Source organism: Bacillus sp. FSL P4-0290, from assembly GCF_037975435.1.
Lineage (GTDB): Bacteria > Bacillota > Bacilli > Bacillales > Bacillaceae > Bacillus > Bacillus subtilis.
This window is the reverse complement of sequence record NZ_CP150253.1, coordinates 3,677,498-3,701,188: the sequence shown is the minus strand read 5'-3', so window position 1 is coordinate 3,701,188 and position 23,691 is coordinate 3,677,498. Positions and strand designations below refer to the sequence as shown.

The 23,691-nt window shown below is 43.4% G+C and carries 23 protein-coding genes; 9 read left to right on the top strand and 14 right to left on the bottom strand.

What is annotated here, in order from left to right; genetic code table 11:
* Positions 1-8: 8 nt before the first annotated feature.
* Both MKY10_RS19315 and alsR read right to left on the bottom strand, forming a co-directional pair.
* Positions 9-1,337, bottom strand: a complete 1,329-nt coding sequence (locus MKY10_RS19315) for an arsenic transporter (RefSeq protein WP_010886626.1) — start codon at positions 1,335-1,337, stop codon at positions 9-11.
* 210 nt (positions 1,338-1,547) lie between these two features.
* Entirely contained in the window at positions 1,548-2,456 is a 909-nt protein-coding gene (gene alsR, locus MKY10_RS19310; protein WP_003227859.1) for an acetoin biosynthesis transcriptional regulator AlsR, read from the bottom strand.
* Positions 2,457-2,613: 157 nt separating this feature from the next.
* On the opposite strand from alsR, the gene alsS reads away from it, so the two are divergent.
* The 3 genes from alsS (at position 2,614) to MKY10_RS19295 (ending at position 5,782) form a co-directional block, all read left to right on the top strand.
* Positions 2,614-4,326, top strand: a complete 1,713-nt coding sequence (alsS, locus tag MKY10_RS19305) for an acetolactate synthase AlsS (RefSeq protein ID WP_014478171.1) — start codon at positions 2,614-2,616, stop codon at positions 4,324-4,326.
* 61 nt (positions 4,327-4,387) lie between these two features.
* Positions 4,388-5,155 (top strand): acetolactate decarboxylase, encoded by a 768-nt coding sequence (budA, locus tag MKY10_RS19300; RefSeq protein WP_003244457.1) that lies wholly within the window; start codon positions 4,388-4,390, stop codon positions 5,153-5,155.
* A gap of 99 nt (positions 5,156-5,254) precedes the next feature.
* Positions 5,255-5,782, top strand: a complete 528-nt coding sequence (locus MKY10_RS19295; protein WP_003227865.1) for an NAD(P)H-dependent oxidoreductase — start codon at positions 5,255-5,257, stop codon at positions 5,780-5,782.
* A gap of 39 nt (positions 5,783-5,821) precedes the next feature.
* Here MKY10_RS19295 and MKY10_RS19290 read toward each other — a convergent pair whose 3' ends face one another.
* The 8 genes from MKY10_RS19290 to MKY10_RS19255 all read right to left on the bottom strand — a co-directional run bounded on the left by MKY10_RS19290 (position 5,822) and on the right by MKY10_RS19255 (position 12,544).
* Complete coding sequence (locus MKY10_RS19290) at positions 5,822-6,118, bottom strand: DUF3892 domain-containing protein (RefSeq protein WP_003227867.1); 297 nt, start codon at positions 6,116-6,118, stop codon at positions 5,822-5,824.
* A 155-nt stretch (positions 6,119-6,273) separates the two neighbouring features.
* Positions 6,274-6,810 carry an SH3 domain-containing protein gene (locus tag MKY10_RS19285; protein ID WP_017696599.1) on the bottom strand — a complete coding sequence of 179 codons (537 nt, stop codon included), beginning with the start codon at positions 6,808-6,810 and terminating at the stop codon, positions 6,274-6,276.
* Positions 6,811-6,891: 81 nt separating this feature from the next.
* A complete protein-coding gene (gene rbsB / locus MKY10_RS19280; RefSeq protein ID WP_015251072.1) occupies positions 6,892-7,809 on the bottom strand; it encodes a ribose ABC transporter substrate-binding protein RbsB in 918 nt (305 codons plus the stop codon).
* A 12-nt stretch (positions 7,810-7,821) separates the two neighbouring features.
* Positions 7,822-8,790: a ribose ABC transporter permease RbsC gene (gene rbsC, locus MKY10_RS19275; protein ID WP_017696600.1), complete on the bottom strand. Its 969-nt coding sequence runs from the start codon at positions 8,788-8,790 to the stop codon at positions 7,822-7,824.
* Position 8,791: 1 nt separating this feature from the next.
* On the bottom strand, positions 8,792-10,273 hold the full coding sequence (rbsA, locus tag MKY10_RS19270; protein WP_029726016.1) for a ribose ABC transporter ATP-binding protein RbsA: 1,482 nt from the start codon (positions 10,271-10,273) through the stop codon (positions 8,792-8,794).
* Positions 10,274-10,288: 15 nt separating this feature from the next.
* Complete coding sequence (gene rbsD, locus MKY10_RS19265; RefSeq protein ID WP_029318753.1) at positions 10,289-10,684, bottom strand: D-ribose pyranase; 396 nt, start codon at positions 10,682-10,684, stop codon at positions 10,289-10,291.
* Positions 10,681-11,562, bottom strand: a complete 882-nt coding sequence (gene rbsK, locus MKY10_RS19260) for a ribokinase (protein ID WP_339225981.1) — start codon at positions 11,560-11,562, stop codon at positions 10,681-10,683. Before rbsK ends, rbsD begins: the two co-directional genes overlap by 4 nt.
* A 1-nt stretch (position 11,563) precedes the next feature.
* Positions 11,564-12,544: a LacI family DNA-binding transcriptional regulator gene (locus MKY10_RS19255; protein ID WP_029726015.1), complete on the bottom strand. Its 981-nt coding sequence runs from the start codon at positions 12,542-12,544 to the stop codon at positions 11,564-11,566.
* A gap of 783 nt (positions 12,545-13,327) precedes the next feature.
* On the opposite strand from MKY10_RS19255, the gene pgsB reads away from it, so the two are divergent.
* The 5 genes from pgsB to pgdS all read left to right on the top strand — a co-directional run bounded on the left by pgsB (position 13,328) and on the right by pgdS (position 17,698).
* Positions 13,328-14,509 carry a poly-gamma-glutamate synthase PgsB gene (pgsB, locus tag MKY10_RS19250; RefSeq protein ID WP_003227883.1) on the top strand — a complete coding sequence of 394 codons (1,182 nt, stop codon included), beginning with the start codon at positions 13,328-13,330 and terminating at the stop codon, positions 14,507-14,509.
* Between the two features lie 14 nt (positions 14,510-14,523).
* Positions 14,524-14,973 carry a poly-gamma-glutamate biosynthesis protein PgsC gene (gene pgsC / locus MKY10_RS19245; RefSeq protein ID WP_003227889.1) on the top strand — a complete coding sequence of 150 codons (450 nt, stop codon included), beginning with the start codon at positions 14,524-14,526 and terminating at the stop codon, positions 14,971-14,973.
* Positions 14,974-14,991: 18 nt separating this feature from the next.
* Positions 14,992-16,134: a capsular polyglutamate synthetase PgsA gene (gene pgsA / locus MKY10_RS19240; RefSeq protein ID WP_015251076.1), complete on the top strand. Its 1,143-nt coding sequence runs from the start codon at positions 14,992-14,994 to the stop codon at positions 16,132-16,134.
* Positions 16,135-16,148: 14 nt separating this feature from the next.
* Positions 16,149-16,316 carry an extrachromosomal elements maintenance protein EdmS gene (gene edmS / locus MKY10_RS19235; RefSeq protein WP_015251077.1) on the top strand — a complete coding sequence of 56 codons (168 nt, stop codon included), beginning with the start codon at positions 16,149-16,151 and terminating at the stop codon, positions 16,314-16,316.
* Positions 16,317-16,456: 140 nt separating this feature from the next.
* Positions 16,457-17,698 (top strand): gamma-DL-glutamyl hydrolase, encoded by a 1,242-nt coding sequence (gene pgdS / locus MKY10_RS19230; protein ID WP_015251078.1) that lies wholly within the window; start codon positions 16,457-16,459, stop codon positions 17,696-17,698.
* A gap of 33 nt (positions 17,699-17,731) precedes the next feature.
* Here pgdS and ywtE read toward each other — a convergent pair whose 3' ends face one another.
* Both ywtE and tagT read right to left on the bottom strand, forming a co-directional pair.
* The gene (gene ywtE, locus MKY10_RS19225; RefSeq protein WP_003244395.1) at positions 17,732-18,592 is read right to left on the bottom strand and encodes a 5-amino-6-(5-phospho-D-ribitylamino)uracil phosphatase YwtE; all 861 of its coding nucleotides are present in this window, start codon (positions 18,590-18,592) and stop codon (positions 17,732-17,734) included.
* Between the two features lie 155 nt (positions 18,593-18,747).
* On the bottom strand, positions 18,748-19,716 hold the full coding sequence (gene tagT, locus MKY10_RS19220; RefSeq protein WP_015251079.1) for a polyisoprenyl-teichoic acid--peptidoglycan teichoic acid transferase TagT: 969 nt from the start codon (positions 19,714-19,716) through the stop codon (positions 18,748-18,750).
* Between the two features lie 332 nt (positions 19,717-20,048).
* On the opposite strand from tagT, the gene MKY10_RS19215 reads away from it, so the two are divergent.
* The gene (locus MKY10_RS19215; RefSeq protein ID WP_015251080.1) at positions 20,049-21,422 is read left to right on the top strand and encodes a sugar porter family MFS transporter; all 1,374 of its coding nucleotides are present in this window, start codon (positions 20,049-20,051) and stop codon (positions 21,420-21,422) included.
* 36 nt (positions 21,423-21,458) lie between these two features.
* On the opposite strand, the gene gerBC is transcribed toward MKY10_RS19215, so the two are convergent.
* Both gerBC and gerBB read right to left on the bottom strand, forming a co-directional pair.
* Positions 21,459-22,583 carry a spore germination protein GerBC gene (gerBC, locus tag MKY10_RS19210; RefSeq protein WP_191603849.1) on the bottom strand — a complete coding sequence of 375 codons (1,125 nt, stop codon included), beginning with the start codon at positions 22,581-22,583 and terminating at the stop codon, positions 21,459-21,461.
* Positions 22,580-23,686, bottom strand: coding sequence for a spore germination protein GerBB (gene gerBB, locus MKY10_RS19205; protein ID WP_015251082.1), 1,107 nt, complete (start codon positions 23,684-23,686; stop codon positions 22,580-22,582). Before gerBB ends, gerBC begins: the two co-directional genes overlap by 4 nt.
* Positions 23,687-23,691: the final 5 nt, after the last annotated feature.

Below are 23,691 nucleotides of genomic sequence, written 5' to 3'. Positions count from 1 at the left end.
ATACTGTGCTAAAGAAATAACCAACTGATCCAAAAATATAAACATGTTAACGTAAAAAGAACAGTCAGCGGAATGATGATAATGGTCGTTTTTATATATTCGCCCCATGAAATACTTTCATCATGCTGTTTTAATATATGCATCCAAATAAGCGTTGCTAAGGTTCCCATAGGTAATAATAATGAACCGATATCACTGCCGATAATATTTGCCAAGTAGATGATTTTTGTTGTTGAAGGATTCAGGGTCATTTCAGTTAAGGTAAAAGTACTGATCATTAACGCTGGATGGTTGTTAAAGAGATTAGAAAAAACTGAAGTAGAGATACCTGATGCGAAAGTTGCATGGGCGAGGCTTCCAGAAACCACAGGTTCAAAATAACTCACAAGTAACTCTGTGAATCCAATATTATGCAGACCATAAATTAAGACATACATAGTAAAAGCGAATATAAAAATGTGCCAAGGCGATTTATATAACAAGTCTCTTGGGGAGGTTTTGAAATAAATCCATCTCCAGCTCAACAGGATAAAAGATCCGATGACAGCGACTAGAGGAACAGAAATACCGGTATATGATGCTGCAAATAGACTCATTCTGACGAGAAAAACAAATGCAAGCACAAACAACATGATTTTTGTTTGATTTCGTTCTGGTAAAGGAGCTGATGGCGAATGAAGAGGATGGTACCTTCTATGCCGCAGAGACTGAAAATGGCCCGGTATATCTGGCAGGCTTTTGGGAAGACGTTTATAAAAGAACATAAACAGTAGACAAGTCATAAAAATGAGTCCCATCATACTAGGGACAAACATCATGGCGGTGTGAAGATATAGATCCATTCCAATGATTTTGAGAGAAATTAAATTAACAATATTACTTACGCCAATCGGTGCGCTAGAGGCTGTGGCTATTAAAACACCGCTTAATAAATATGGGGCTTTTTGATGTTTTTTTAAACCTAAATATTTTAGTACAAGCAAAAGGATTGGAGTTGTGATCAAAATGCTCCCATCATTATTCAGGAAAATGGTCATGAGAAAGCAGAGCAAATTGGTTAGCCAAAAAAGCTTGATGCCTGAACCCTTGGATTGTTGGAGCAGTTTTGCAGCCACCCAATAAAAGAAACCAAAGCTTTCTAGTGCAATGGCCATAATCATAGTGGCAAGGATTGTAACCGATGCACCCGTGACTTTTGTTCCGATTTCCCCTAAGTCTGCCAATGACACACTTCCGCACAATAAAACCATTAAAGCGCCAAATGTGGCGGGGATAGCTTCATTTAGTCCTTTTGGTCTCCAGAAAATAAAAATCATTGTTACGAAAAAAGCGAGCAATGTGAATATGCCGGTGAACTCAATAATTTACTTCACCTCTCTATCTTTCATTTTTAAAATCAAACTAATGTCCTGCGCTTACTGATGTCCTTGCCAACTATTTGTACTGTATGTATACGTATACTGATATAAAGTTGTACTAAGCGATTATATTAAATTAATAAAAATTCCATAAGAATCCCAAAAGAAAAAAGAGATTGCAAGTATTGTTCATGTACCTGCATCACTCTCTTTAGTTCTTGTCTGCTGACAATTTGAAATATGAATAAAATGCTTTATAAGCGGATTATGATTGTCTTTGCGGTAAGCGATAACCCATTCTGCATTAAGCTGTATTTGGTCCATTTTTCGATAAGTAACATCCAAATTAAATAATTTTTTGGCTGAGGAAGGAACAAATGTCATACCAATTCCGGCACTGACTAAACCAATCACCATTTGATATTCTGTGGCTTCCTGGACAATGTTGGGTCTGAAGCCCGCTTGTTCACAGAACTGAATAAAATCCATGTATAGAGTAGGCCATGCTTCTTTAGCAACAGTAATAATTGGTTCATCTCTTAAATCCTCAATCGTAATTGATTCCTTAGAAGTCAATGGGTGTTGCTTAGGCAAAGCTAAAACACAAGGGCTGCTTTGGGCGGTTTCGATATGTAAAGCTGTATGCTGTAAGGGAGGATGAAGTATACCAATATCAATGTTGCCCTTTAGTAGCTCCTCCTGCTGCCTAGACGAGGATATTTCACGCAGTTCTATTTTCACAGATGGGAATTTTTTACGATATTCCCGGACAATCGGCGGCAGAAATTCATATGTAGCTGATCCGACAAAACCGATTACGAGAAGGCCTTGCTCGCCGCGGGCCGTCCGCTGTGCCAGTTCAATTCCTTGTCCGATTTGCATCAATGCCATGCGGCAATGATTTAAAAAGATTTCTCCTGCTGCGGTAAGCTCGACAAATCGTTTTGTCCTTTTCAGAAGCGTAACTCCGACTTCTTCCTCCAGCTGTTTGATCTGCTGGCTGAGAGGAGGCTGCGTCATGTTCAGCCGCCGGGCAGCCTTTCCGAAATGAAGCTCTTCGGCTACTGCGATAAAGTATTGAAGATGGCGAAGCTCCATTCAATATGCATTCCTTTCCATAGGTTAATAATTCGTATTACATATTAATCATAAGGCGAATCGATATTGGAGGTCAATTTCCAAAGAGTGTATAGTGAAACTTATCACAAGATATTTAAAATTTTACGTTTAAAATGCATAATAAGGAGTGAGGGTGTTGACAAAAGCAACAAAAGAACAAAAATCCCTTGTGAAAAACAGAGGGGCGGAGCTTGTTGTTGATTGCTTAGTGGAGCAAGGTGTCACACATGTATTTGGCATTCCAGGTGCAAAAATTGATGCGGTATTTGACGCTTTACAAGATAAAGGACCTGAAATTATCGTTGCCCGGCACGAACAAAACGCAGCATTCATGGCCCAAGCAGTCGGCCGTTTAACTGGAAAACCGGGAGTCGTGTTAGTCACATCAGGACCGGGTGCCTCTAACTTGGCAACAGGCCTGCTGACAGCGAACACTGAAGGAGACCCTGTCGTTGCGCTTGCTGGAAACGTGATCCGTGCAGATCGTTTAAAACGGACACATCAATCTTTGGATAATGCGGCGCTATTCCAGCCGATTACAAAATACAGTGTAGAAGTTCAAGATGTAAAAAATATACCGGAAGCTGTTACAAATGCATTTAGGATAGCGTCAGCAGGGCAGGCTGGGGCCGCTTTTGTGAGCTTTCCGCAAGATGTTGTGAATGAAGTCACAAATACGAAAAACGTGCGTGCTGTTGCAGCGCCAAAACTCGGTCCTGCAGCAGATGATGCAATCAGTGCGGCCATAGCAAAAATCCAAACAGCAAAACTTCCTGTCGTTTTGGTCGGCATGAAAGGCGGAAGACCGGAAGCAATTAAAGCGGTTCGCAAGCTTTTGAAAAAGGTTCAGCTTCCATTTGTTGAAACATATCAAGCTGCCGGTACCCTTTCTAGAGATTTAGAGGATCAGTATTTTGGCCGTATCGGTTTGTTCCGCAACCAGCCTGGCGATTTACTGCTAGAGCAGGCAGATGTTGTTCTGACGATCGGCTATGACCCGATTGAATATGATCCGAAATTCTGGAATGTCAATGGAGACCGGACAATTATCCATTTAGACGAGATTATCGCTGACATTGATCATGCTTACCAGCCTGATCTTGAATTGATCGGTGACATTCCGTCCACGATCAATCATATCGAACACGATGCTGTGAAAGTAGAATTTGCAGAGCGTGAGCAGAAAATCCTTTCTGATTTAAAACAATATATGCATGAAGGTGAGCAGGTGCCTGCAGATTGGAAATCAGACAGAGCGCACCCTCTTGAAATCGTTAAAGAGTTGCGTAATGCAGTCGATGATCATGTTACAGTAACTTGCGATATCGGTTCGCACGCCATTTGGATGTCACGTTATTTCCGCAGCTACGAGCCGTTAACATTAATGATCAGTAACGGTATGCAAACACTCGGCGTTGCGCTTCCTTGGGCAATCGGCGCTTCATTGGTGAAACCGGGAGAAAAAGTGGTTTCTGTCTCTGGTGACGGCGGTTTCTTATTCTCAGCAATGGAATTAGAGACAGCAGTTCGACTAAAAGCACCAATTGTACACATTGTATGGAACGACAGCACATATGACATGGTTGCATTCCAGCAATTGAAAAAATATAACCGTACATCTGCGGTCGATTTCGGAAATATCGATATCGTGAAATATGCGGAAAGCTTCGGAGCAACTGGCTTGCGCGTAGAATCACCAGACCAGCTGGCAGATGTTCTGCGTCAAGGCATGAACGCTGAAGGTCCTGTCATCATCGATGTCCCGGTTGACTACAGTGATAACATTAATTTAGCAAGTGACAAGCTTCCGAAAGAATTCGGGGAACTCATGAAAACGAAAGCTCTCTAGCACTCTGCGCATCACGACACTGTTTTATGAACAGCACTAAATAAAAGGAGTGAAGGGAAATATGAAACGAGAAAGCAACATTCAAGTGCTCAGCCGTGGTCAAAAAGATCAGCCTGTGAGCCAGATTTATCAAGTATCAACAATGACTTCTCTATTAGACGGAGTATATGACGGAGATTTTGAACTGTCAGAGATTCCGAAATATGGAGACTTCGGTATCGGAACCTTTAACAAGCTTGACGGAGAGCTGATTGGGTTTGACGGCGAATTTTACCGTCTTCGCTCAGACGGAACCGCGACACCGGTCCAAAATGGAGACCGTTCACCGTTCTGTTCATTTACGTTCTTTACACCGGACATGACGCACAAAATTGATGCGAAAATGACACGCGAAGACTTTGAAAAAGAGATCAACAGCATGCTGCCAAGCAGAAACTTATTTTATGCAATTCGCATTGACGGATTGTTTAAAAAGGTGCAGACAAGAACAGTAGAACTTCAAGAAAAACCTTACGTGCCAATGGTTGAAGCGGTCAAAACACAGCCGATTTTCAACTTCGACAACGTGAGAGGAACGATTGTAGGTTTCTTGACACCAGCTTATGCAAACGGAATCGCCGTTTCTGGCTATCACCTGCACTTCATTGACGAAGGACGCAATTCAGGCGGACACGTTTTTGACTATGTGCTTGAGGATTGCACGGTTACGATTTCTCAAAAAATGAACATGAATCTCAGACTTCCGAACACAGCGGATTTCTTTAATGCGAATCTGGATAACCCTGATTTTGCGAAAGATATCGAAACAACTGAAGGAAGCCCTGAATAAAAGAAAAAAAGAAAGCCCCTTTTAGCAGGGCTTTCTTTTTATTTGGCTCTTTTCCTGATTTTAGATAAAATAACATCAAAACAGTAAAGGTGTGGTCTGATGAAAATATTGGTTTTGGCAGTGCATCCTCATATGGAGACCTCAGTTGTTAATAAGGCGTGGGCTGAGGAATTGAGTAAACATGACAATATCACAGTACGGGATCTTTATAAGGAATACCCGGATGAAGCGATAGATGTTGCGAAGGAACAGCAGCTGTGCGAGGAATACGATCGGATTGTCTTTCAATTCCCGCTATATTGGTACAGCTCTCCGCCGCTCTTGAAAAAATGGCAGGATCTTGTGCTGACTTACGGCTGGGCTTTTGGTTCAGAAGGAAATGCCTTGCATGGCAAGGAGCTGATGTTGGCTGTATCAACAGGGAGCGAAGCGGAAAAATATCAAGCGGGCGGAGCAAATCATTACTCGATCAGTGAGCTATTGAAACCATTTCAGGCCACGAGTAATCTGATCGGCATGAAGTATCTGCCTCCATATGTGTTCTATGGCGTGAATTATGCAGCTACAGAGGATATTTCTCACAGTGCAAAACGGTTAGCCGAATACATCCAGCAGCCTTTTGTTTAAAATACAGCCCTGTCCAACATACGGCAGGGCTGTATTTGTTTAAAAATCCGGCAGCTCAGACAGGTTATTTTCCTTGATGCCGTCCGGTTCACTTCGCAAAATGTCACGCCCGTATTTATGGAAGACATCAACATGAGCGAGTTTTCCTGATTTTGCTTCTGACAGCGCAGTAGGATAGTCGAGCTCTCTTCCTGTATTGGTTTTCACTGCGATAATATTGTCTTCCTCATTTCTTCTAACCGCAATAATTTCTTCTTTTCCAGATGGAACATTTTCTTGATCGACAGTTGTTTGCCGGGCTTTATACGATTCATATGCTGCTTCAAATTGATCCATATTTACACCTCCGCTTTTTAGCGTGAACAAAAATGTTGATGATCATGTAAGGTTTCGACACAGCATACGACAATATTTCCTGAGAAATATCTTGGGAATGTGACAAATCAATTCATAATAAAAGGGATTCCGCATAAATGCGGAATCCCTCTCAGTTATTTTGTCATGTGTAAATCCTTTGTTTTCATATAACCTGTCGCACCGCCGTAATCAACGAATACCCAATCAAAATCAAAACCGCCTTTATTCGTTTTACTCCAGCCTAAAAAAGAAACGCTTGTGTCTGCTGGAAGAGTCTTAATGCTCTTTCCATCAGCGGATGTATATACTTTTGTTTTTGTTTTGGTTTTTACCGTTGTCGCTGCTTTTACAATGTAATGAGTGGAGACAAATCCTATTTTTCCGTTTTTATACTGAACCTTTGCCCAGTCAGCATTTGAGAAGGAAATCAGCTTTAGGCTATCTCCTAAGTGCAGCGTATCGGCTTTTTGGCTTGATGCGGAAGCCTTCGTTCTGACATTTAGAGCCTCTGCTGATACCAAATAAGAATCAATCGGATAACTGTATAAATCATCAATGCTTACCGTTGTTTCTGGCTGTTGAGCATGGATCGTGCCAGCGCCGCCAGCAGCCGCCGCAGTCATTCCAGCCGCAAGTGCTAATGTTGAAAATAGTTTTGTTGGTTTGTTCATGCCGTTCCTCTCCTCACGTAAGAGAAATAATTCATTCTATATCTCTATTCACGTTATCGCAGGTTCCTAAACATCAAACAATTATTTTTGTGTTTCTAGTTTGAGAGGCGCGGATATTGTTTTTTGCACTTTTTTCCCGTGCAAAATATCATCTGCTGCTTCTGTAGCCAATTTACCGATTAATTCAGGCTGCTGAGCGACGGTGGCTGACAGCTTTCCGTTTTTAATGGAAGCGAGCGCATCTTTATTGCCGTCAAAACCGATCACCAATATGTCTTTCCCCGAGCTGTTAATTGCCTCGAGAGCACCGAGCGCCATTTCATCGTTGTGAGCAAAAACAGCTTGGATATCAGGATGTCCCTGCAGCAGGTTTTCCATGACAGTCAGGCCTTTCGTGCGGTCAAAGTCAGCTGATTGTTTTGTGACAACTTGGAGTTTTTGGTCTGCGATGTTATGGAATCCTGAGCCGCGTTCCCGTGTGGCAGATGCGCCGGGGACGCCTTCAAGCTCTGCCACCTTTGCTCCTTTTCCAAGTTTGTCGGCAATAAACGTCGCGGCCATTTCACCGCCTTTTACATTATCGGAAGCAACGAGGGTTTCAACTTTTCCTTGTTCGGCAGATCGATCGATTGTTACGACGGGCACACCGACTGCGTTTGCAGATTCTACTGCCGTTGAGATCGCCGAAGAATCAGTCGGGTTGATTAATAATGCATCAACACCTTGCTGAATTAAATCTTCCACGTCACTCGTCTGTTTCGATGAATCATTTTGTGCATCAACAATGATGACTTTCATTCCCCGTTTTTTAGCTTCTTTTTCGATACCCTTTTTTAATGAGACAAAAAAAGGATTATTAAGTGTTGAGACGGACAAGCCAATGGTGAATTCCTTTTTGTTCCCCGAGTTTGACGGCTTTGCCCATTGGGGAGGCTCAAGCGAACAGGCAGTTAACAAAAATAATGATAACGTTAAAATGACGGATACAGCCTTTTTCATGTGAAAACCCTCCTAAGCTGACTTCTTGCGGTCTAATAATACCGCAATTAAGATAACAATCCCTTTGACAACCAGCTGGTAAAATGATGAAACGCCAAGCAGATTAAGCCCGTTATTAAGTGTGCCGATGATCAGGACCCCGATCAAAGTGCCGACAATGCGTCCGCGGCCGCCAGAAAGACTTGTCCCTCCTAAGACGACTGCCGCGATAGCATCAAGTTCGTACGATTCTCCCGCAGTCGGCTGGGCCGAATGCAGGCGGGAAGTCAATATGGCACCTCCAAGAGCGGATAAAAGCCCGGCTAAAGAATAGATCATCACTTTCACGCGCGTCACTTTGATGCCTGAAATGAGCGCGGCTTTTTCGTTGCCGCCGATAGCGTACGTTCGGCGTCCGAATGGTGTTTTATGAAGAAGCACCCAAAGGATGACAAAGGCAAGAACCATCGTAATTGCCGGTACAGGAATGCCTAAAAAGTAACCGCGTCCGAACATCTGAAAAGCGTAGTTTGTGCCAAGTCCGGTAATCGGATTTCCATCTGTATACACTAGCGTCAGTCCGCGAAACACAGTCATGGTCGCAAGCGTGGCGATAAAGGGCGCCATTTTTCCTTTAGTAATCAATAATCCGTTGATCATGCCTAGTACGGCACCAATGATACAGCCAAGGATGATCGCGAGAACCGGATCGACACCGGACACAATCATCCCCGCAACTAAAGCACTGGACAGGGCAAGAATAGCGCCGACAGAAAGATCAATGCCGCCTGTCAAAATGACAAAGGTCATTCCGAACGCGATTAATCCGTTAATGGCGACCTGGCGAAGCAGGTTTAAAATATTCAGCGGTTCAAGAAAGCTGGGATTTAAAATAGATACAATGATAACGAGAATAAATAAACCAAGAAACGGGCCGAGTTTTTGCATGACTCCGTCGAAGTGAATCCGTTTTTGTTCTGTTTGCAGTTGTTCCGTTTTCATATTACCGCCCTCCCGTGGCAAGTGTCATAATTCGTTCTTGTGTTGCTTCTCGCGCATGGATTTCTCCGCTGATTCTGCCTTCATGGACAACGATAATCCGATCGCTCATTCCCAGAATTTCAGGCAGCTCTGATGACACCATGATGATTGCGACGCCGCGTTCGGTCAGCTCATTCATCAGCGTATAAATCTCTCGTTTGGCGCCAACATCCACACCTCTGGTCGGCTCATCCAAGATAAGCACTTTCGGTCCGATGCCGATCCACTTGGCTATCACCACTTTTTGCTGGTTTCCTCCTGATAAATGGCGTGCGTGCGTTTCCGGTGATGCTGTTTTGATAGTGAGGCGTTTGATTAACAGATCGACAAATTCAGCCTCCCGCTTATGATCAATGAGACCCTTTGGTGAGAAGCTGGACAGATTGGGCAGGGCAATATTTTCGCGGATCGAGGTGTCGAGCAGGAGCCCTTCATCCTTGCGATTCTCTGTAATAAAGCCGAGACCTTTTTTCACGGCTTCCTGCGGGTTCTTAATAGCCGTTTTTTTCCCAGCGATCCATATCTCACCCGTGTCCAGCCTGTCAACGCCGAACAGCGCTCTCATCATTTCTGTCCGGCCGGCTCCCATCAATCCTGAAACACCGACGATTTCACCGGAACGAACATAAAAGCTGACGTCCTCAAAACTCCCTTTTACGGAAGCATTTTTCACCTCGAATACTTTGTCACCGAGAGAAGGAGTGCGTTTTGGATATCGTTCAGTCAGCTCCCGGCCGACCATTTTTTTGACGACTTCATCAAAATCAGTTTCTGAGATGTTTGTTGTATCTACCGTTTTTCCGTCACGCATGATGGTAATTCTGTCGCAAATCGCAAAAATTTCTTCCATGCGATGCGAAATATAGACAATGGAGACGCCGTTCTTTTTTAACGCTGTAATGACCTCGAAGAGCTTGCTGATTTCACGTTCAGTCAACGCTGCGGTCGGTTCATCCATAATGATGACCTCGGCATTTGTCATAAGCGCTTTTGCGATTTCGATCATTTGCTGCTGTCCGACGGAACATTCGCCGGCTTCTTGATCAAGAGAAAGAGAGACGGAGAGTTTGTCAAATTGCTCTTTTGCTAGCGCTTTCATTTTTCTTGTTTGTAAGACGCCCAGCTTGGAGGATATCTCTTTACCGATAAATAGATTCTCAAGAACGGTCATTTCCGGCCAGATATTCAATTCCTGATGGATAAAGGCTATTCCATGCTGTTCCGCTTCTTTTGGATTGGAAAAATACGTTTCGTTTCCGTTTATGCTGATTTGACCTTTATCTGCTTTGTGCAGGCCTGTCAAAATGTTCATAAGCGTGGACTTGCCGGCGCCGTTTTCTCCCATTAATGCGTGAACCTCGCCAGGCATGAGCTGAAAGGAAACACCTGACAGCACCTGGTTTTTTCCAAATGCTTTATGAATGTCTTTCATTTTAATCTGCATGTTTCATCCTCCTTTCTAGAAAAGCACACCCGCCTGCAGAATGCAGTTGGCATATGGTGTGAATTCTCCTGTTCTTATGACTGCCTTTGCTTCTTTTGTCAGCAGCTTAAACTCCTCGTGAGAAAGGTATTCAATCTCTTGTTCAGAGAAAAGATTTTCTAGAAATTTCGCATTCTCCTGATTGGATGCTTTTATGTCAGCTGCAGCAATGACTTTTTCGACCGCCATTTCCTCAGCCAGTACTGCCGCTGTATCTTGGAAAGCCGGAAGGCCCGGCTTCAGTGAAAGATCAATTTTCAAAACGCCGTCGGGAACCGGCAGTCCGGCATCCGCGATGACAATTTTATCAGTGTGGCCAAGGTCTGCTAAAATCTTGGCAAGATGGCTGTTCAGTATACCGTGTTTTTTCATGACAGCAGCTCCTCTACTTCATTTCTTGTCGGCATTCCGCCTTGGGCCCCGAAGGAACAGACAGAAAGGGAAGCGGCACGATTGGCAAACCGCAATGCGGCTTCAATATCTTTTCCCTCAGCCAGGGCCACGGCAAAGGCTGCGTTAAACGTATCACCGGCTCCGGTTGTATCAACGGGCTCTACAGGGAAGGACGAGATGAGCACTTCTTTGCTGCCAGCCGAATAGCGGACGCCTTGTTTTCCTTCCGTAATAAAGAGCTTTGCCGGATAAAGCGCCAAAGCTTCAGAAATGGTAAGCTCAGGGAATAAAATCGAAGCCTCGTGTTCATTCGGCGTCAGATAGGTGGCGTGATCAATTGTTTCCTGCTTGAGCGGGCGGGCCGGTGCCGGGTTTAGCATGATCGGAATATCGTGAGAATGGCAGTATTTGCACACCTCATCAACCGTTTCTTCTGGGATTTCCTGCTGAATCAGCACCATATCGACCTTTTCAATCTGTTCGAGCGCGTTTAACGCATACGCTGGGGTGATGTCATCGTTCGCGCCTTTGACAACGACAATGCTGTTGTCGCCTTCAGCAAGCACAATATGAGCGGTTCCGCTTTCTGTATGTGTAACCGGTTCCATATAGTTAGTGCAAACGCCGTTAGCTTTGAGATTATTCAAAATAGCTGTTCCATAATGATCGTCTCCGACCTTGCCGACCATAAACACTTGCGCCCCAAGTCTGGCTGCGGCAACGGCCTGATTTGCTCCTTTGCCGCCCGGCACAGTCTGAAATGACGTGCCAAGAACCGTTTCACCGGCTTTTGGGCGTTTGTCCGAGGTGACCACTAAATCCATAGAACAGCTACCAATCACACAAATATTACGCATCTTAATCTTCCTTTCTTGTCGTCTTTCTTCCTATATAGGTGACAGGCATTTGAATTGCCGTTTCTGCCAGCGGCTGTTTTTTGATGATACCCAAAAGCAGTTTGGCAGCTTCTCTCCCCATATCATATGCGGGCTGTTTAATTGTAGAAAGTGGCGGGAACAGAAGTCCGCTTTGCGGAATGTCATCATAGCCGATAATTTGAATGTCCTCCGGCACGTTTTTTCCGCGCCGCAATGCTTCATGTAAAACGGCAGCGGCTTGAATATCATTACTCGCGATCACACCATCTGTCGCTGGATAAGCGGCAAACAGCTCCTTCGCCATCGATTGTGCATCTTTAATTGAAAATGAAGCTGTCTCAATGACCTGAAAATCAACTTCAGCCTGCTTTAAGATTTCCAAAGCGCCGTTAAATCGGTCTTGAGCGGTCGGCAGGTGAGCGGGTCCTCTCAAGAGCGTAATGCGCTGGCTTTTTCCGTGAATGATAGCCTGAGCGGCTAACTTTCCTCCTGTATAGCCGTCACTGGACACAGAAGGAGCCCCTTCAAGTGTTCTGTCCAGAAAAACAACTGGATAATTCATGCCGCTGTATTCCTCGAGATCCGGGTAATTTGTTGCGGCAATAATGCCTGCGACATGATTTTGCTTAAAGGTTTGAAGGTATTCAAGTTCTTTTTTCAATTCCTCGTCACTGTTGCCGAAAATAAGGCGATAGCCTTCCCGGTTCAATTCATCCTCCGCACCGCGGGCAAGCTGGGGGAAGAAAGGGTTTGTGATATCCGGGAGCAAAAGTCCGATCAGTCGGGATTCTCTTTTATATAGAGATCTGGCGACTTCATTCGGGTAATAGTTCAGCTTCGCCATCGCCGCTATGACACGCGTTCGCGTTTCTTCGTGTACATAGCCATTCTCATTCAGGACGCGGGAAACCGTCGCAACTGAAACGCCCGCCGCTCCGGCGACATCTTTAATTGTAGCCAAAACAGCTCCTCCTTGTTTATGTAACCGTTTACATAGATAGATTATCATGAACAATCCAAAGTTAGCAATAAAAATATCAAAAGAAATCTACTTGTAAATTGTATATATAATTGAAAAATTTAAGGTTTTCACTCTTTTTTTGACAAAGTCTTCACAAATATGGATGAAGATTTCTTGAACAAATATTAAGTTTTATTAAAATTGTTTCAAAGTCATGCGTTTAGACCTGTAAATGGTGAGAAACAGAAAAGACTATCATCCCAGAAAATGTTTAATTATGTTAGAGAATTCGGACTCGTATGTTTAGCGTTTTCATCTCGAACCTCCTTAGTCATTTTGGAATGGGCCTCATATTGCTTATTCCATGCAGAAAGGATGACATTATGACCTTGTCCTTAAGAAACAGGATAAAACTATTTTGTGTTCATAAGAACCGGAAACACGCATGATAGCAGGAGATGCTTGATAACACAGGCTGAAAAAAAGATTGATTTGAAATGCATATTAAACACAAACACCAGGGTGTGACTATACGTCCAGAAGGATATCAGGGGAAAAATGAAAGCGCATTCTCTTCGATTTTTAAAAAAAGTGATGAGGTATAAGTCCTGCTGTTTTCCAAAAATAGAAAACAGTTTGTAGGTATAAAATCTCTTTCAAAAGAGAAGTTTGGCTTAGTCGATTAGGGAAGATTATGTTACATAATGCCGATTGAGAATTCATAGTGATTCTATATACTGATGAATGAATTTACAACAATATAGAAGGAGATGTCGAAAAGCAATGTGGTTACTCATTATAGCCTGTGCTGTCATACTGGTCATCGGAATATTAGAAAAACGACGACATCAGAAAAACATTGATGCCCTCCCTGTTCGGGTGAATATTAACGGCATCCGCGGAAAATCGACTGTGACAAGGCTGACAACCGGAATATTAATAGAAGCCGGTTACAAGACTGTTGGAAAAACAACAGGAACAGATGCAAGAATGATTTACTGGGACACACCGGAGGAAAAGCCGATTAAACGGAAACCTCAGGGGCCGAATATCGGAGAGCAAAAAGAAGTCATGAGAGAAACAGTAGAAAGAGGGGCTAACGCGATTGTCAGTGAATGCATGGCTGTTAACCCAGATTATCAAATCATCTTTCAGGAAGAACTTCTGCAGGCCAATATCGGCGTCATTGTGAATGTTTTAGAAGACCATATGGATGTCATGGGGCCGACGCTTGATGAAATTGCAGAAGCGTTTACCGCTACAATTCCTTATAATGGCCATCTTGTCATTACAGATAGTGAATATACCGAGTTCTTTAAACAAAAAGCAAAAGAACGAAACACAAAAGTCATCATTGCTGATAACTCAAAAATTACAGATGAGTATTTACGTAAATTTGAATACATGGTATTCCCTGATAACGCTTCTCTGGCGCTGGGTGTGGCTCAAGCACTCGGCATTGACGAAGAAACAGCATTTAAGGGAATGCTGAATGCGCCGCCAGATCCGGGAGCAATGAGAATTCTTCCGCTGATCAGTCCGAGCGAGCCTGGGCACTTTGTTAATGGGTTTGCCGCAAACGACGCTTCTTCTACTTTGAATATATGGAAACGTGTAAAAGAAATCGGTTACCCGACCGATGATCCGATCATCATCATGAACTGCCGCGCAGACCGTGTCGATCGGACACAGCAATTCGCAAATGACGTATTGCCTTATATTGAAGCAAGTGAACTGATCTTAATCGGTGAAACAACAGAACCGATCGTAAAAGCCTACGAAGAAGGCAAAATTCCTGCAGACAAACTGCATGATCTAGAGTATAAGTCAACAGATGAAATTATGGAATTGTTAAAGAAAAGAATGCACAACCGTGTCATATATGGCGTCGGCAATATTCATGGTGCCGCAGAGCCTTTAATTGAAAAAATCCACGAATACAAGGTTAAGCAGCTCGTAAGCTAGGGGGAAATGCAAACATGTTCGGATCAGATTTATACATCGCACTAATTTTAGGTGTACTACTCAGTTTAATTTTTGCGGAAAAAACAGGGATCGTGCCGGCAGGACTTGTTGTACCGGGATATTTAGGACTTGTGTTTAATCAGCCGGTCTTTATTTTACTTGTTTTGCTAGTGAGCTTGCTCACTTATGTTATCGTGAAATACGGTTTATCCAAATTTATGATTTTGTACGGACGCAGAAAATTCGCTGCCATGCTGATAACAGGGATCGTCCTAAAAATCGCGTTTGATTTTCTATACCCGATTGTACCATTTGAAATCGCAGAATTTCGAGGAATCGGCATCATCGTGCCAGGTTTAATTGCCAATACCATTCAGAAACAAGGTTTAACCATTACGTTCGGAAGCACGCTGCTATTGAGCGGAGCGACCTTTGCTATCATGTTTGTTTACTACTTAATTTAATGTAAGGTGTGTCAAACGATGAAAAAAGAACTGAGCTTTCATGAAAAGCTGCTAAAGCTGACAAAACAGCAAAAAAAGAAAACCAATAAGCACGTATTTATTGCCATTCCGATCGTTTTTGTCCTTATGTTCGCTTTCATGTGGGCGGGAAAAGCGGAAACGCCGAAGGTCAAAACGTATTCTGACGACGTACTCTCAGCCTCATTTGTAGGCGATATTATGATGGGACGCTATGTTGAAAAAGTAACGGAGCAAAAAGGGGCAGACAGTATTTTTCAATATGTTGAACCGATCTTTAGAGCCTCGGATTATGTAGCAGGAAACTTTGAAAACCCGGTAACCTATCAAAAGAATTATAAACAAGCAGATAAAGAGATTCATCTGCAGACGAATAAGGAATCAGTGAAAGTCTTGAAGGATATGAATTTCACGGTTCTCAACAGCGCAAACAACCACGCAATGGATTACGGCGTTCAGGGCATGAAAGATACGCTTGGAGAATTTGCGAAGCAAAATCTTGATATCGTTGGAGCGGGATACAGCTTAAGTGATGCGAAAAAGAAAATTTCGTACCAGAAAGTCAACGGGGTAACGATTGCGACGCTTGGCTTTACCGATGTGTCCGGGAAAGATTTCGCGGCTAAAAAGAATACGCCGGGCGTGCTGCCCGCAGATCCTGAAATCTTCATCCCTATGATTTCAGAAGCGAAAAAACATGCGGACATCGTTGTTGTGCAGTCACACTGGGGCCAAGAGTATGACAATGATCCAAACGACCGCCAGCGCCAGCTTGCAAGAGCCATGTCTGATGCGGGAGCTGACATCATCGTCGGCCATCACCCGCACGTCTTAGAACCGATTGAAGTATATAACGGAACCGTCATTTTCTACAGTCTCGGCAACTTTGTCTTTGACCAGGGCTGGACGAGAACAAGAGACAGTGCACTGGTTCAGTATCACCTGAAGAAAAATGGAACAGGCCGCTTTGAAGTGACACCGATCGACATCCATGAAGCGACACCTGCGCCTGTGAAAAAAGACAGCCTTAAACAGAAAACCATTATTCGCGAACTGACGAAAGACTCTAATTTCGCTTGGAAAGTAGAAGACGGAAAACTGACGTTTGATATTGATCATAGTGACAAACTAAAATCTAAATAATCGGAGTGATAAAGATGAAATTTGTCAAAGCCATCTGGCCGTTTGTTGCCGTAGCCATCGTGTTCATGTTTATGTCAGCTTTTAAATTCAATGATCAGCTGACAGATCAGGAAAAACAGAAGATTGATATGGAAATGAATAAAATCCAGCAGCAGGAAGAACCGGTAAGCGCCAATAAATAATTCAAAAAAGAGAGTGTCTGATGAGACACTCTCTTTTTATTTGCCCAGCATATTCATTCTGTAAAAATATTAAAAAGTCTCTTAACATATTCAAAAAAATACCGATGTTAAAACTGCAAAAAGAGGAGGAGATAATAAAAGTGAACACACTGGCAAACTGGAAGAAGTTTTTGCTTGTGGCGGTTATCATTTGTTTTTTGGTTCCAATTATGACAAAAGCGGAGATTGCGGAAGCTGATACATCACCAGAATTGATTGTCAGCGAAGCAAAAAACCTGCTTGGATATCAGTATAAATATGGCGGGGAAACGCCGAAAGAGGGTTTCGATCCATCAGGATTGATACAATATGTGTTCAGTAAGGCTGATATTCATCTGCCGAGATCTGTAAACGACCAGTATAAAATCGGAACAGCTGTAAAGCCGGAAAACCTGAAGCCGGGTGATATTTTGTTTTTCAAGAAAGAGGGAAGCACCGGCACTGTTCCGACACATGACGCCCTTTATATCGGAGACGGCCAAATGGTTCACAGTACACAGTCAAAAGGGGTTATCATCACCAATTACAAACAAAGCAGCTATTGGAGCGGAACTTATATCGGGGCGAGACGAATCGCTGCCGATCCGGCAACGGCTGATGTTCCTGTCGTTCAGGAGGCCGAAAAATATATCGGTGTCCCATATGTGTTTGGCGGAAGCACGCCGTCAGAGGGCTTTGATTGCTCGGGGCTTGTGCAATATGTGTTTCAACAGGCACTCGGCATTTATCTGCCGCGATCAGCCGAACAGCAGTGGGCAGTGGGCGAGAAGGTAGCCCCTCAGAACATAAAGCCTGGTGATGTCGTCTATTTCAGCAATACGTATAAAACGGGAATTTCACATGCAGGCATTTATGCGGGCGCAGGCAGGTTCATCCAGGCGAGCCGGTCAGAAAAAGTAACCATTTCCTATTTGTCAGAGGATTACTGGAAATCGAAGATGACGGGTATTCGCCGATTTGACAACCTGACAATCCCGAAAGAAAATCCGATTGTTTCCGAAGCGACGCTTTATGTCGGAGAAGTGCCTTACAAACAGGGCGGAGTAACACCTGAGACAGGATTTGATACAGCTGGATTTGTCCAATATGTCTACCAGAAAGCAGCCGGTATTTCCCTGCCTCGATACGCAACAAGCCAGTACAATGCCGGAACTAAGATTGAGAAGGCGGACCTGAAGCCGGGAGACATTGTGTTCTTTCAATCAACAAGCTTAAATCCCTCCATCTATATCGGAAACGGACAAGTTGTTCATGTCACATTATCAAACGGCGTGACCATCACCAATATGAACACGAGCACATATTGGAAAGATAAATACGCAGGAAGTATACGGGTGCAATAAAAGAAAAAGACTCCAATCTCTGGAGTCTTTTCTTTATGCATATTGTCCTGAAAGAAGCTGGTCTATAAAGTAGGCCACACCATTTTCGTCATTGCTTTTTGTGACAAAGGTGCTTTTTTCTTTTAATTCATCAATCGCATTTTCCATGGCGATACGGTGTCCGGCGACTTCAAACATGGACAAATCGTTTGGACTATCGCCGATCGCATAGATATCCTGTGTTTCAATTCCGTATATGTCCGCCAGCTTTGTTAACGCGCGTCCTTTTCCTGACGAGGCCGGCAGGATTTCGATAATATGTTTTCCTGAAGAGGTTTGCGCCAGTTTTTTATGATGCTTCAGTTCTTCCTTCGCTTGTTTCAGCTTGTCCATATCAAAGGAGAAGCAAAGAAGCTTATAAATGTTTTCACCGCCGTCAAAAACCGATTCGATATGAGGGATTGGTTTAATGCCAAACTGTTTGAATTGAGTCATGGCTCCTTGCCACAAGTCATCCGTCTGCTCGTTTGGGTTTGCGCTCTTTAGAATGTCAAGCTCCGCGTGCAGCTTAGCTTCGCCGTCAAAAGGAGAAAGCAGATGGTCATCTGTATATACCTCAAAGTAAATGTTTTTTGAAAGTAAGTAATCAGCAATCGCTTTACCGGCTTCCTGATCCATTAATGTCCGGCTGATCAAACGGTAACCCGTGTCGTGGATCGTGCCGCCATTAGCTGCAATGATAGGGATGTCCAAGTCATCCAGCAGCGCTTTTACATCAAATGTCGCTCTTCCCGTGCAAATGGTGACGAGGATGCCGGCATCAACGGCCCGCTTGATCGCCTCTCTGTTTTCCGCAGAAATGACGCTTTCTTTATTGAGTAATGTTCCGTCTAGATCAATCGCAATACATTTCATATGTAGGGGAACCTCCTTAAAAATGAAGCTGCTTCGTGTAGTATGTTCAGCTTGCCTGTGAAACATAATCCATATAAATTAAGGCTAAACGTTACTTTGATAATTTTCAACAAGGAAATATGTAAAACGGGATGGCGTAATCGCCATCCCGTTCATTATACACCTAAATCGTTTTGCAGCTCTTCTTTAACTTCCTGCAGCTTTTGCTGATTCAATTTGAAATAATAGACTCCGGCAGGTTCATAATCATAACCCGTCAGCTGAATAGACTCAACTGATTTCAATGAAGTGATGAACGGGAACAGGCCGATGGCATCTTTAAGAGATAAGTTCATTTTTAAATTTTGCCCCATCGTATCCACAATATCATCATAAGCCGGAATTGAGCTCAATGATTTTGATTTATCTATAATGGCGCTCAGCACTTCCATTTGTCTTTGCCCGCGTAAAAGGTCACTGTCCGCTTTACGTGTTCTTACGTAAGCGAGCGCTTCTTCCCCATCAAGCGTATGTGTTCCTTTTTGAAGAACGACTTTACCTTTTGTATCTTTTTTGATTTGCTGAATGACTTTATCGCTTTTTACAGTTACTTTGACGCCATTTAACTCGTTTACGACGTCTTCAAAAGCCGTGAAATTGCTTTCTACGACATAATCGACTGGAATATCCAGCATTTCTTCAACTGTTTTCACAGTCAAGTCAACGCCGCCGTAAGCGTGAGCATGTGTGAATTTATCATACCCGTGACCTGGGATGTTTACATAGGCGTCACGCGGAATGCTCAGCATTTTAGCTGTTTTTTCTTTCCGATTAAATGTAACCAGCACATTCGCGTCACTTCTTGCCTGATCGACGGTCTCGCCGTTTTTCTCCCTGGCATCAATTCCTAAGAGCAATACAGAAAAAGAATCTTTTCCAGGATCAAATTCTTTGATCCGTTTTACAGATTGTTCTCCGCGTGCAAGGCTGACGTGAGCTTCCTTAGAAGCATTGTTCAGCTTTACAAAAGCATAGGCGCCGACAGAGCCTGCCGCAATGATTAAAAAAGCCATTAATCCGGCAACAACTTTCACCCATTTTTTTAGTTTTCTTTTTTTCTTTCTGCGCTGTGATCGTTCTTCCATATATCAATACCTCACGTTTCTTTAATATTTGAAGCGTACCATTCTATTTGCCATGGGGCAACTACTCGAAAGACATTTTTCGATAAATATTCCTATATTTATAAGTTCTTGTTTTTGAAAATTGATAACGATGATGTACTGAATCACCTTATATTGGACGCCGCAGCAGGTAAAATGTTTCGGCGACATTGAAAAAAATACAAGTAAATGATTGGAAAACTTATGATCAGCAAAATAAAAAGGTTTAATGGCCGGAAAAAGAGGCTAAAAGATTTCTAAAAAAATCCCACAGACAATGTCATTGCAGCTGATGGAGAAAGGGAGTCATCTTTATGAAAAAGCAGTCAAATATATGGCTTTATTTTTTCGGAGCTCTTGGAGGCGCGTTATATGGCTATGATACCGGAGTGATTTCCGGAGCTATTTTATTTATGAAAAAGGAGTTAGGCTTAAACGCGTTTACAGAAGGTCTTGTTGTCAGCTCCTTGCTGGTTGGGGCGATATTGGGCTCAGGAGCGGCCGGCAAGCTGACTGACCGTTTCGGAAGAAAAAAAGCAATTATGGCAGCCGCGCTGCTGTTTTGTATAGGCGGTCTTGGTGTGGCACTGGCCCCAAATACAGGAGTCATGGTGCTGTTTCGCATCATTTTGGGACTTGCAGTCGGAACATCGACGACAATCGTGCCCCTTTATTTATCTGAACTGGCGCCAAAACATAAACGCGGGGCGCTGTCATCACTGAATCAGCTGATGATCACGGTCGGCATCCTTCTTTCTTACATTGTCAATTACATATTTGCCGATGCCGAAGCGTGGCGCTGGATGCTTGGATTGGCTGCTGTGCCGTCATTGCTCTTGCTCATTGGCATTTTGTTTATGCCGGAGAGCCCGCGCTGGCTGTTCACGAATGGCGAAGAAAGCAAAGCGAAGAAAATTCTTGAAAAATTGCGTGGCACAAAAGATATTGATCAGGAAATACATGATATAAAAGAAGCGGAAAAGCAGGATGAAGGCGGCCTGAAGGAGCTGTTCGATCCATGGGTGCGCCCAGCGCTTATTGCAGGTTTGGGATTGGCATTTTTGCAGCAATTTATCGGAACGAATACGATCATCTACTATGCGCCAAAGACCTTTACAAACGTCGGATTCGGAAATTCCGCTTCGATTTTAGGCACGGTCGGAATCGGCACAGTCAATGTTCTCATGACATTAGTAGCGATTAAAATCATCGACAAAATTGGAAGAAAGCCGTTACTGCTATTCGGGAATGCGGGAATGGTGATCAGCTTAATCGTTCTCGCTTTAGTAAATCTCTTTTTCGATAACACTCCGGCTGCCTCATGGACGACCGTCATTTGTTTAGGCGTGTTTATCGTTGTCTTTGCGGTCAGCTGGGGACCGGTTGTGTGGGTGATGCTTCCTGAATTGTTCCCCCTTCACGTCAGAGGAATCGGTACCGGTGTTTCGACCTTAATGTTGCATGTTGGGACACTGATTGTTTCACTAACCTATCCAATATTAATGGAAGCGATCGGAATCAGTTATTTATTCCTGATTTATGCCGCGATCGGTATCATGGCGTTCTTATTTGTCCGATTTAAAGTGACAGAGACAAAGGGAAAAAGCCTTGAAGAAATTGAGCAGGATTTACGGGACAAAAACGGACAGGGAGGATCGGCCGGAAAACAGCAGACTGTCGGAACATAAAAAAGGGTGCGCGATCATGCGCACCCTTTTGATTGCTTACTTTCCCACCGTGCCAAAGTTAATGATTTTAAAAGAAATATCGTACTTAAAATCAGTCTCAGAAAATATTTCATCCCAATGCCCTTTTACTTTATTCCAGTAGTCAGGGTGTTGAATCCTTATGTGGTCTGATAAAAAGACCGGATCGGTTTTATACTCGTGCTGCAGTTTATCCATTACCTGCTTAACATCTCGTTCAAGCTTTTTCGCAAAAATGTTCTCCAGCCTGTGTAAATATCTTTTGCTAAAGGAGTCTTCATTCGGGTTTTGGTCTTCTGTCAGGATGCCCTTCGTTTTAACAGAAATCTGAAAGACAGGCTTTCCGTTTTCAATGACGGGCTTAATTTTCGTTTTCGACTTTTTAATTTCAAACGTAATCGGATGTCCTTTATCTGTCGTCGGCATGACACCGCCTTGGATCGTCCCCATGACCCATGACAGTGTTTGGGTTTCATCAGCTGAAAGAAACCCAACGAGTTTATTGCTGCCCCTTTTGATAATGCCTGCTCCGTCATACTTGGCTTTTCCCTTTTCGTTTTTCACGGTTTGAATAAGATAACTGTACCCGTTCTGAGAGTAGACAGAAGCTCTTCCGATGCGCAGCGGTATCATAATCTTACCGTTATATCCGCTGTGAGTTGTCAAATCAATCAGTTTTTCGGAGGGCATCGGTTGCTGCTGATTGGGGTTTCCTTTTGTGAAAACATCAGCTGCATTCCCTCTGGCTGCCATCAAATAGCTGCTTCGCCGCAGCTCATCATCCCGGATAAAGTGGTTGAGGACTTGGTCTACATTTTGATTCCTCATCAGTTTTTCTCCCAGAAGAATCACTTTTAAATGATCGCTATAAACAGGAGGGTCCTTGATGGATACATCACTGACTGCTTCCAGAATCGTTTTCCCGTAGGACGTCACATTGACAAATTCGGGTTTTCCGGATGCTTGGCTGTCTTCGCTTTGGGGAAGAAGGTTTTGATACGTCAGTTTGTACTGGTGATCATCTGTCTCATCGATCGCCAGCCCTCTTGCGAAGGATAGTTGCTCGATATCTTTGACATCCCAGCACCCGCAGAGGACCAGCAGCATAAAAAACATGACGGAGAATTTTGATGCTGTTTTCATTGCAGCTGCCCCCTCCCTATTTTTTTCTGTATCCAGCTTAAAAACCAGACGAAGAATGGAATTGTAATCACAATTAAGAAAGCATATCCAAGAAGTGTCCCGTAATAAAACACGTCATTCAAGTCCTTGGGATACATCGTTATGAAAAACGTCGCAGCCAGCATTGCAGTCAGCAGCCATGCATTGTTTTTATTTTTTAGATGAAAGATTTCCGTTAACCCGATATGGGCGCCTTTAAAGGATCCGAGCATACAGGCAAATTGCTGGGCTGTCCAGGTCAGCTGTAAGAACAAATCAAATCGTTCAATAAAAATACCCGGAACCTCTAATGCGTGAATAAGGGAAATGGTCGGCCATGTCACCGTTTTTGCCTCAGCCACAGTCATACAGCCAATCACAATGAGCAAAGTAATGCTGTAGAACAATGTGGAAGTCGCGATGCCCAGAGCAACAGCCTTTTTCACTTGCTTTGGATCTCTCATAAAGGGGACCAGGTAAAAAATGATTTCAAATCCGGAGAAATATAATAATGTTTTTGGGAATAAAGAGAAAAAGCTTTGATAGCCTCCTTCAAATACCGGCCGGATAAAATCAAGCTGGAACAAGCGAAAGCTGAACATCAGAAGCATCATAAAAATAATAAGGGTTATAGGAAAAATATAAGCGTATACTTTTGCAATTGAATAAACGCCTCCGCCTACATGATAGATGGCAACTGCAAGAAATATAAACACCACAACTGCCATTGGGGTGTTTTTCAACAAAAAGAATCCGACAACTTCTCCCAAAATCCGAGCTTGAAAGCAAACAATTCCAATGAAATATAGACAGATATATAAATTCAATAGAAAGCCGATGAATTTTCCAGCTACAATGTTATTGAGCTTAAAAAGAGTTTTTCCGCTGTTTTTTTGAAGAAAAGGCAAAAAAAGCAGAACGATGATAATAAAAATAACGCCCTGGAGCAGTATCATTAGCCATCCGCTCGGACTTCCGGTTTCGGCGGCTGAGCGGGGAAGGGTCAGCACCCCGGCACCAATCAATGTGCTGCTGATCATAATGAGCGTCTGCATAAATGTCAGTTTATGCTCTGATTTCCTCATAGCCA

What these genes read in the sequence shown, in the direction of transcription:
- edmS (WP_015251077.1), top strand. Translation starts at nt 16,149, where the DNA reads ATGAAATTTGTCAAAGCCATCTGGCCGTTTGTTGCCGTAGCCATCGTG.
- pgsB (WP_003227883.1), top strand. Translation starts at nt 13,328, where the DNA reads ATGTGGTTACTCATTATAGCCTGTGCTGTCATACTGGTCATCGGAATA.
- rbsC (WP_017696600.1), bottom strand. Translation starts at nt 8,790, where the DNA reads ATGAAAACGGAACAACTGCAAACAGAACAAAAACGGATTCACTTCGAC.
- MKY10_RS19285 (WP_017696599.1), bottom strand. Translation starts at nt 6,810, where the DNA reads ATGAACAAACCAACAAAACTATTTTCAACATTAGCACTTGCGGCTGGA.
- alsR (WP_003227859.1), bottom strand. Translation starts at nt 2,456, where the DNA reads ATGGAGCTTCGCCATCTTCAATACTTTATCGCAGTAGCCGAAGAGCTT.
- ywtE (WP_003244395.1), bottom strand. Translation starts at nt 18,592, where the DNA reads ATGAAATGTATTGCGATTGATCTAGACGGAACATTACTCAATAAAGAA.
- rbsD (WP_029318753.1), bottom strand. Translation starts at nt 10,684, where the DNA reads ATGAAAAAACACGGTATACTGAACAGCCATCTTGCCAAGATTTTAGCA.
- gerBB (WP_015251082.1), bottom strand. Translation starts at nt 23,686, where the DNA reads ATGAGGAAATCAGAGCATAAACTGACATTTATGCAGACGCTCATTATG.
- pgsC (WP_003227889.1), top strand. Translation starts at nt 14,524, where the DNA reads ATGTTCGGATCAGATTTATACATCGCACTAATTTTAGGTGTACTACTC.
- MKY10_RS19290 (WP_003227867.1), bottom strand. Translation starts at nt 6,118, where the DNA reads ATGGATCAATTTGAAGCAGCATATGAATCGTATAAAGCCCGGCAAACA.
- MKY10_RS19215 (WP_015251080.1), top strand. Translation starts at nt 20,049, where the DNA reads ATGAAAAAGCAGTCAAATATATGGCTTTATTTTTTCGGAGCTCTTGGA.
- gerBC (WP_191603849.1), bottom strand. Translation starts at nt 22,583, where the DNA reads ATGAAAACAGCATCAAAATTCTCCGTCATGTTTTTTATGCTGCTGGTC.
- pgsA (WP_015251076.1), top strand. Translation starts at nt 14,992, where the DNA reads ATGAAAAAAGAACTGAGCTTTCATGAAAAGCTGCTAAAGCTGACAAAA.
- rbsK (WP_339225981.1), bottom strand. Translation starts at nt 11,562, where the DNA reads ATGCGTAATATTTGTGTGATTGGTAGCTGTTCTATGGATTTAGTGGTC.
- MKY10_RS19295 (WP_003227865.1), top strand. Translation starts at nt 5,255, where the DNA reads ATGAAAATATTGGTTTTGGCAGTGCATCCTCATATGGAGACCTCAGTT.
- budA (WP_003244457.1), top strand. Translation starts at nt 4,388, where the DNA reads ATGAAACGAGAAAGCAACATTCAAGTGCTCAGCCGTGGTCAAAAAGAT.
- tagT (WP_015251079.1), bottom strand. Translation starts at nt 19,716, where the DNA reads ATGGAAGAACGATCACAGCGCAGAAAGAAAAAAAGAAAACTAAAAAAA.
- rbsA (WP_029726016.1), bottom strand. Translation starts at nt 10,273, where the DNA reads ATGCAGATTAAAATGAAAGACATTCATAAAGCATTTGGAAAAAACCAG.
- rbsB (WP_015251072.1), bottom strand. Translation starts at nt 7,809, where the DNA reads ATGAAAAAGGCTGTATCCGTCATTTTAACGTTATCATTATTTTTGTTA.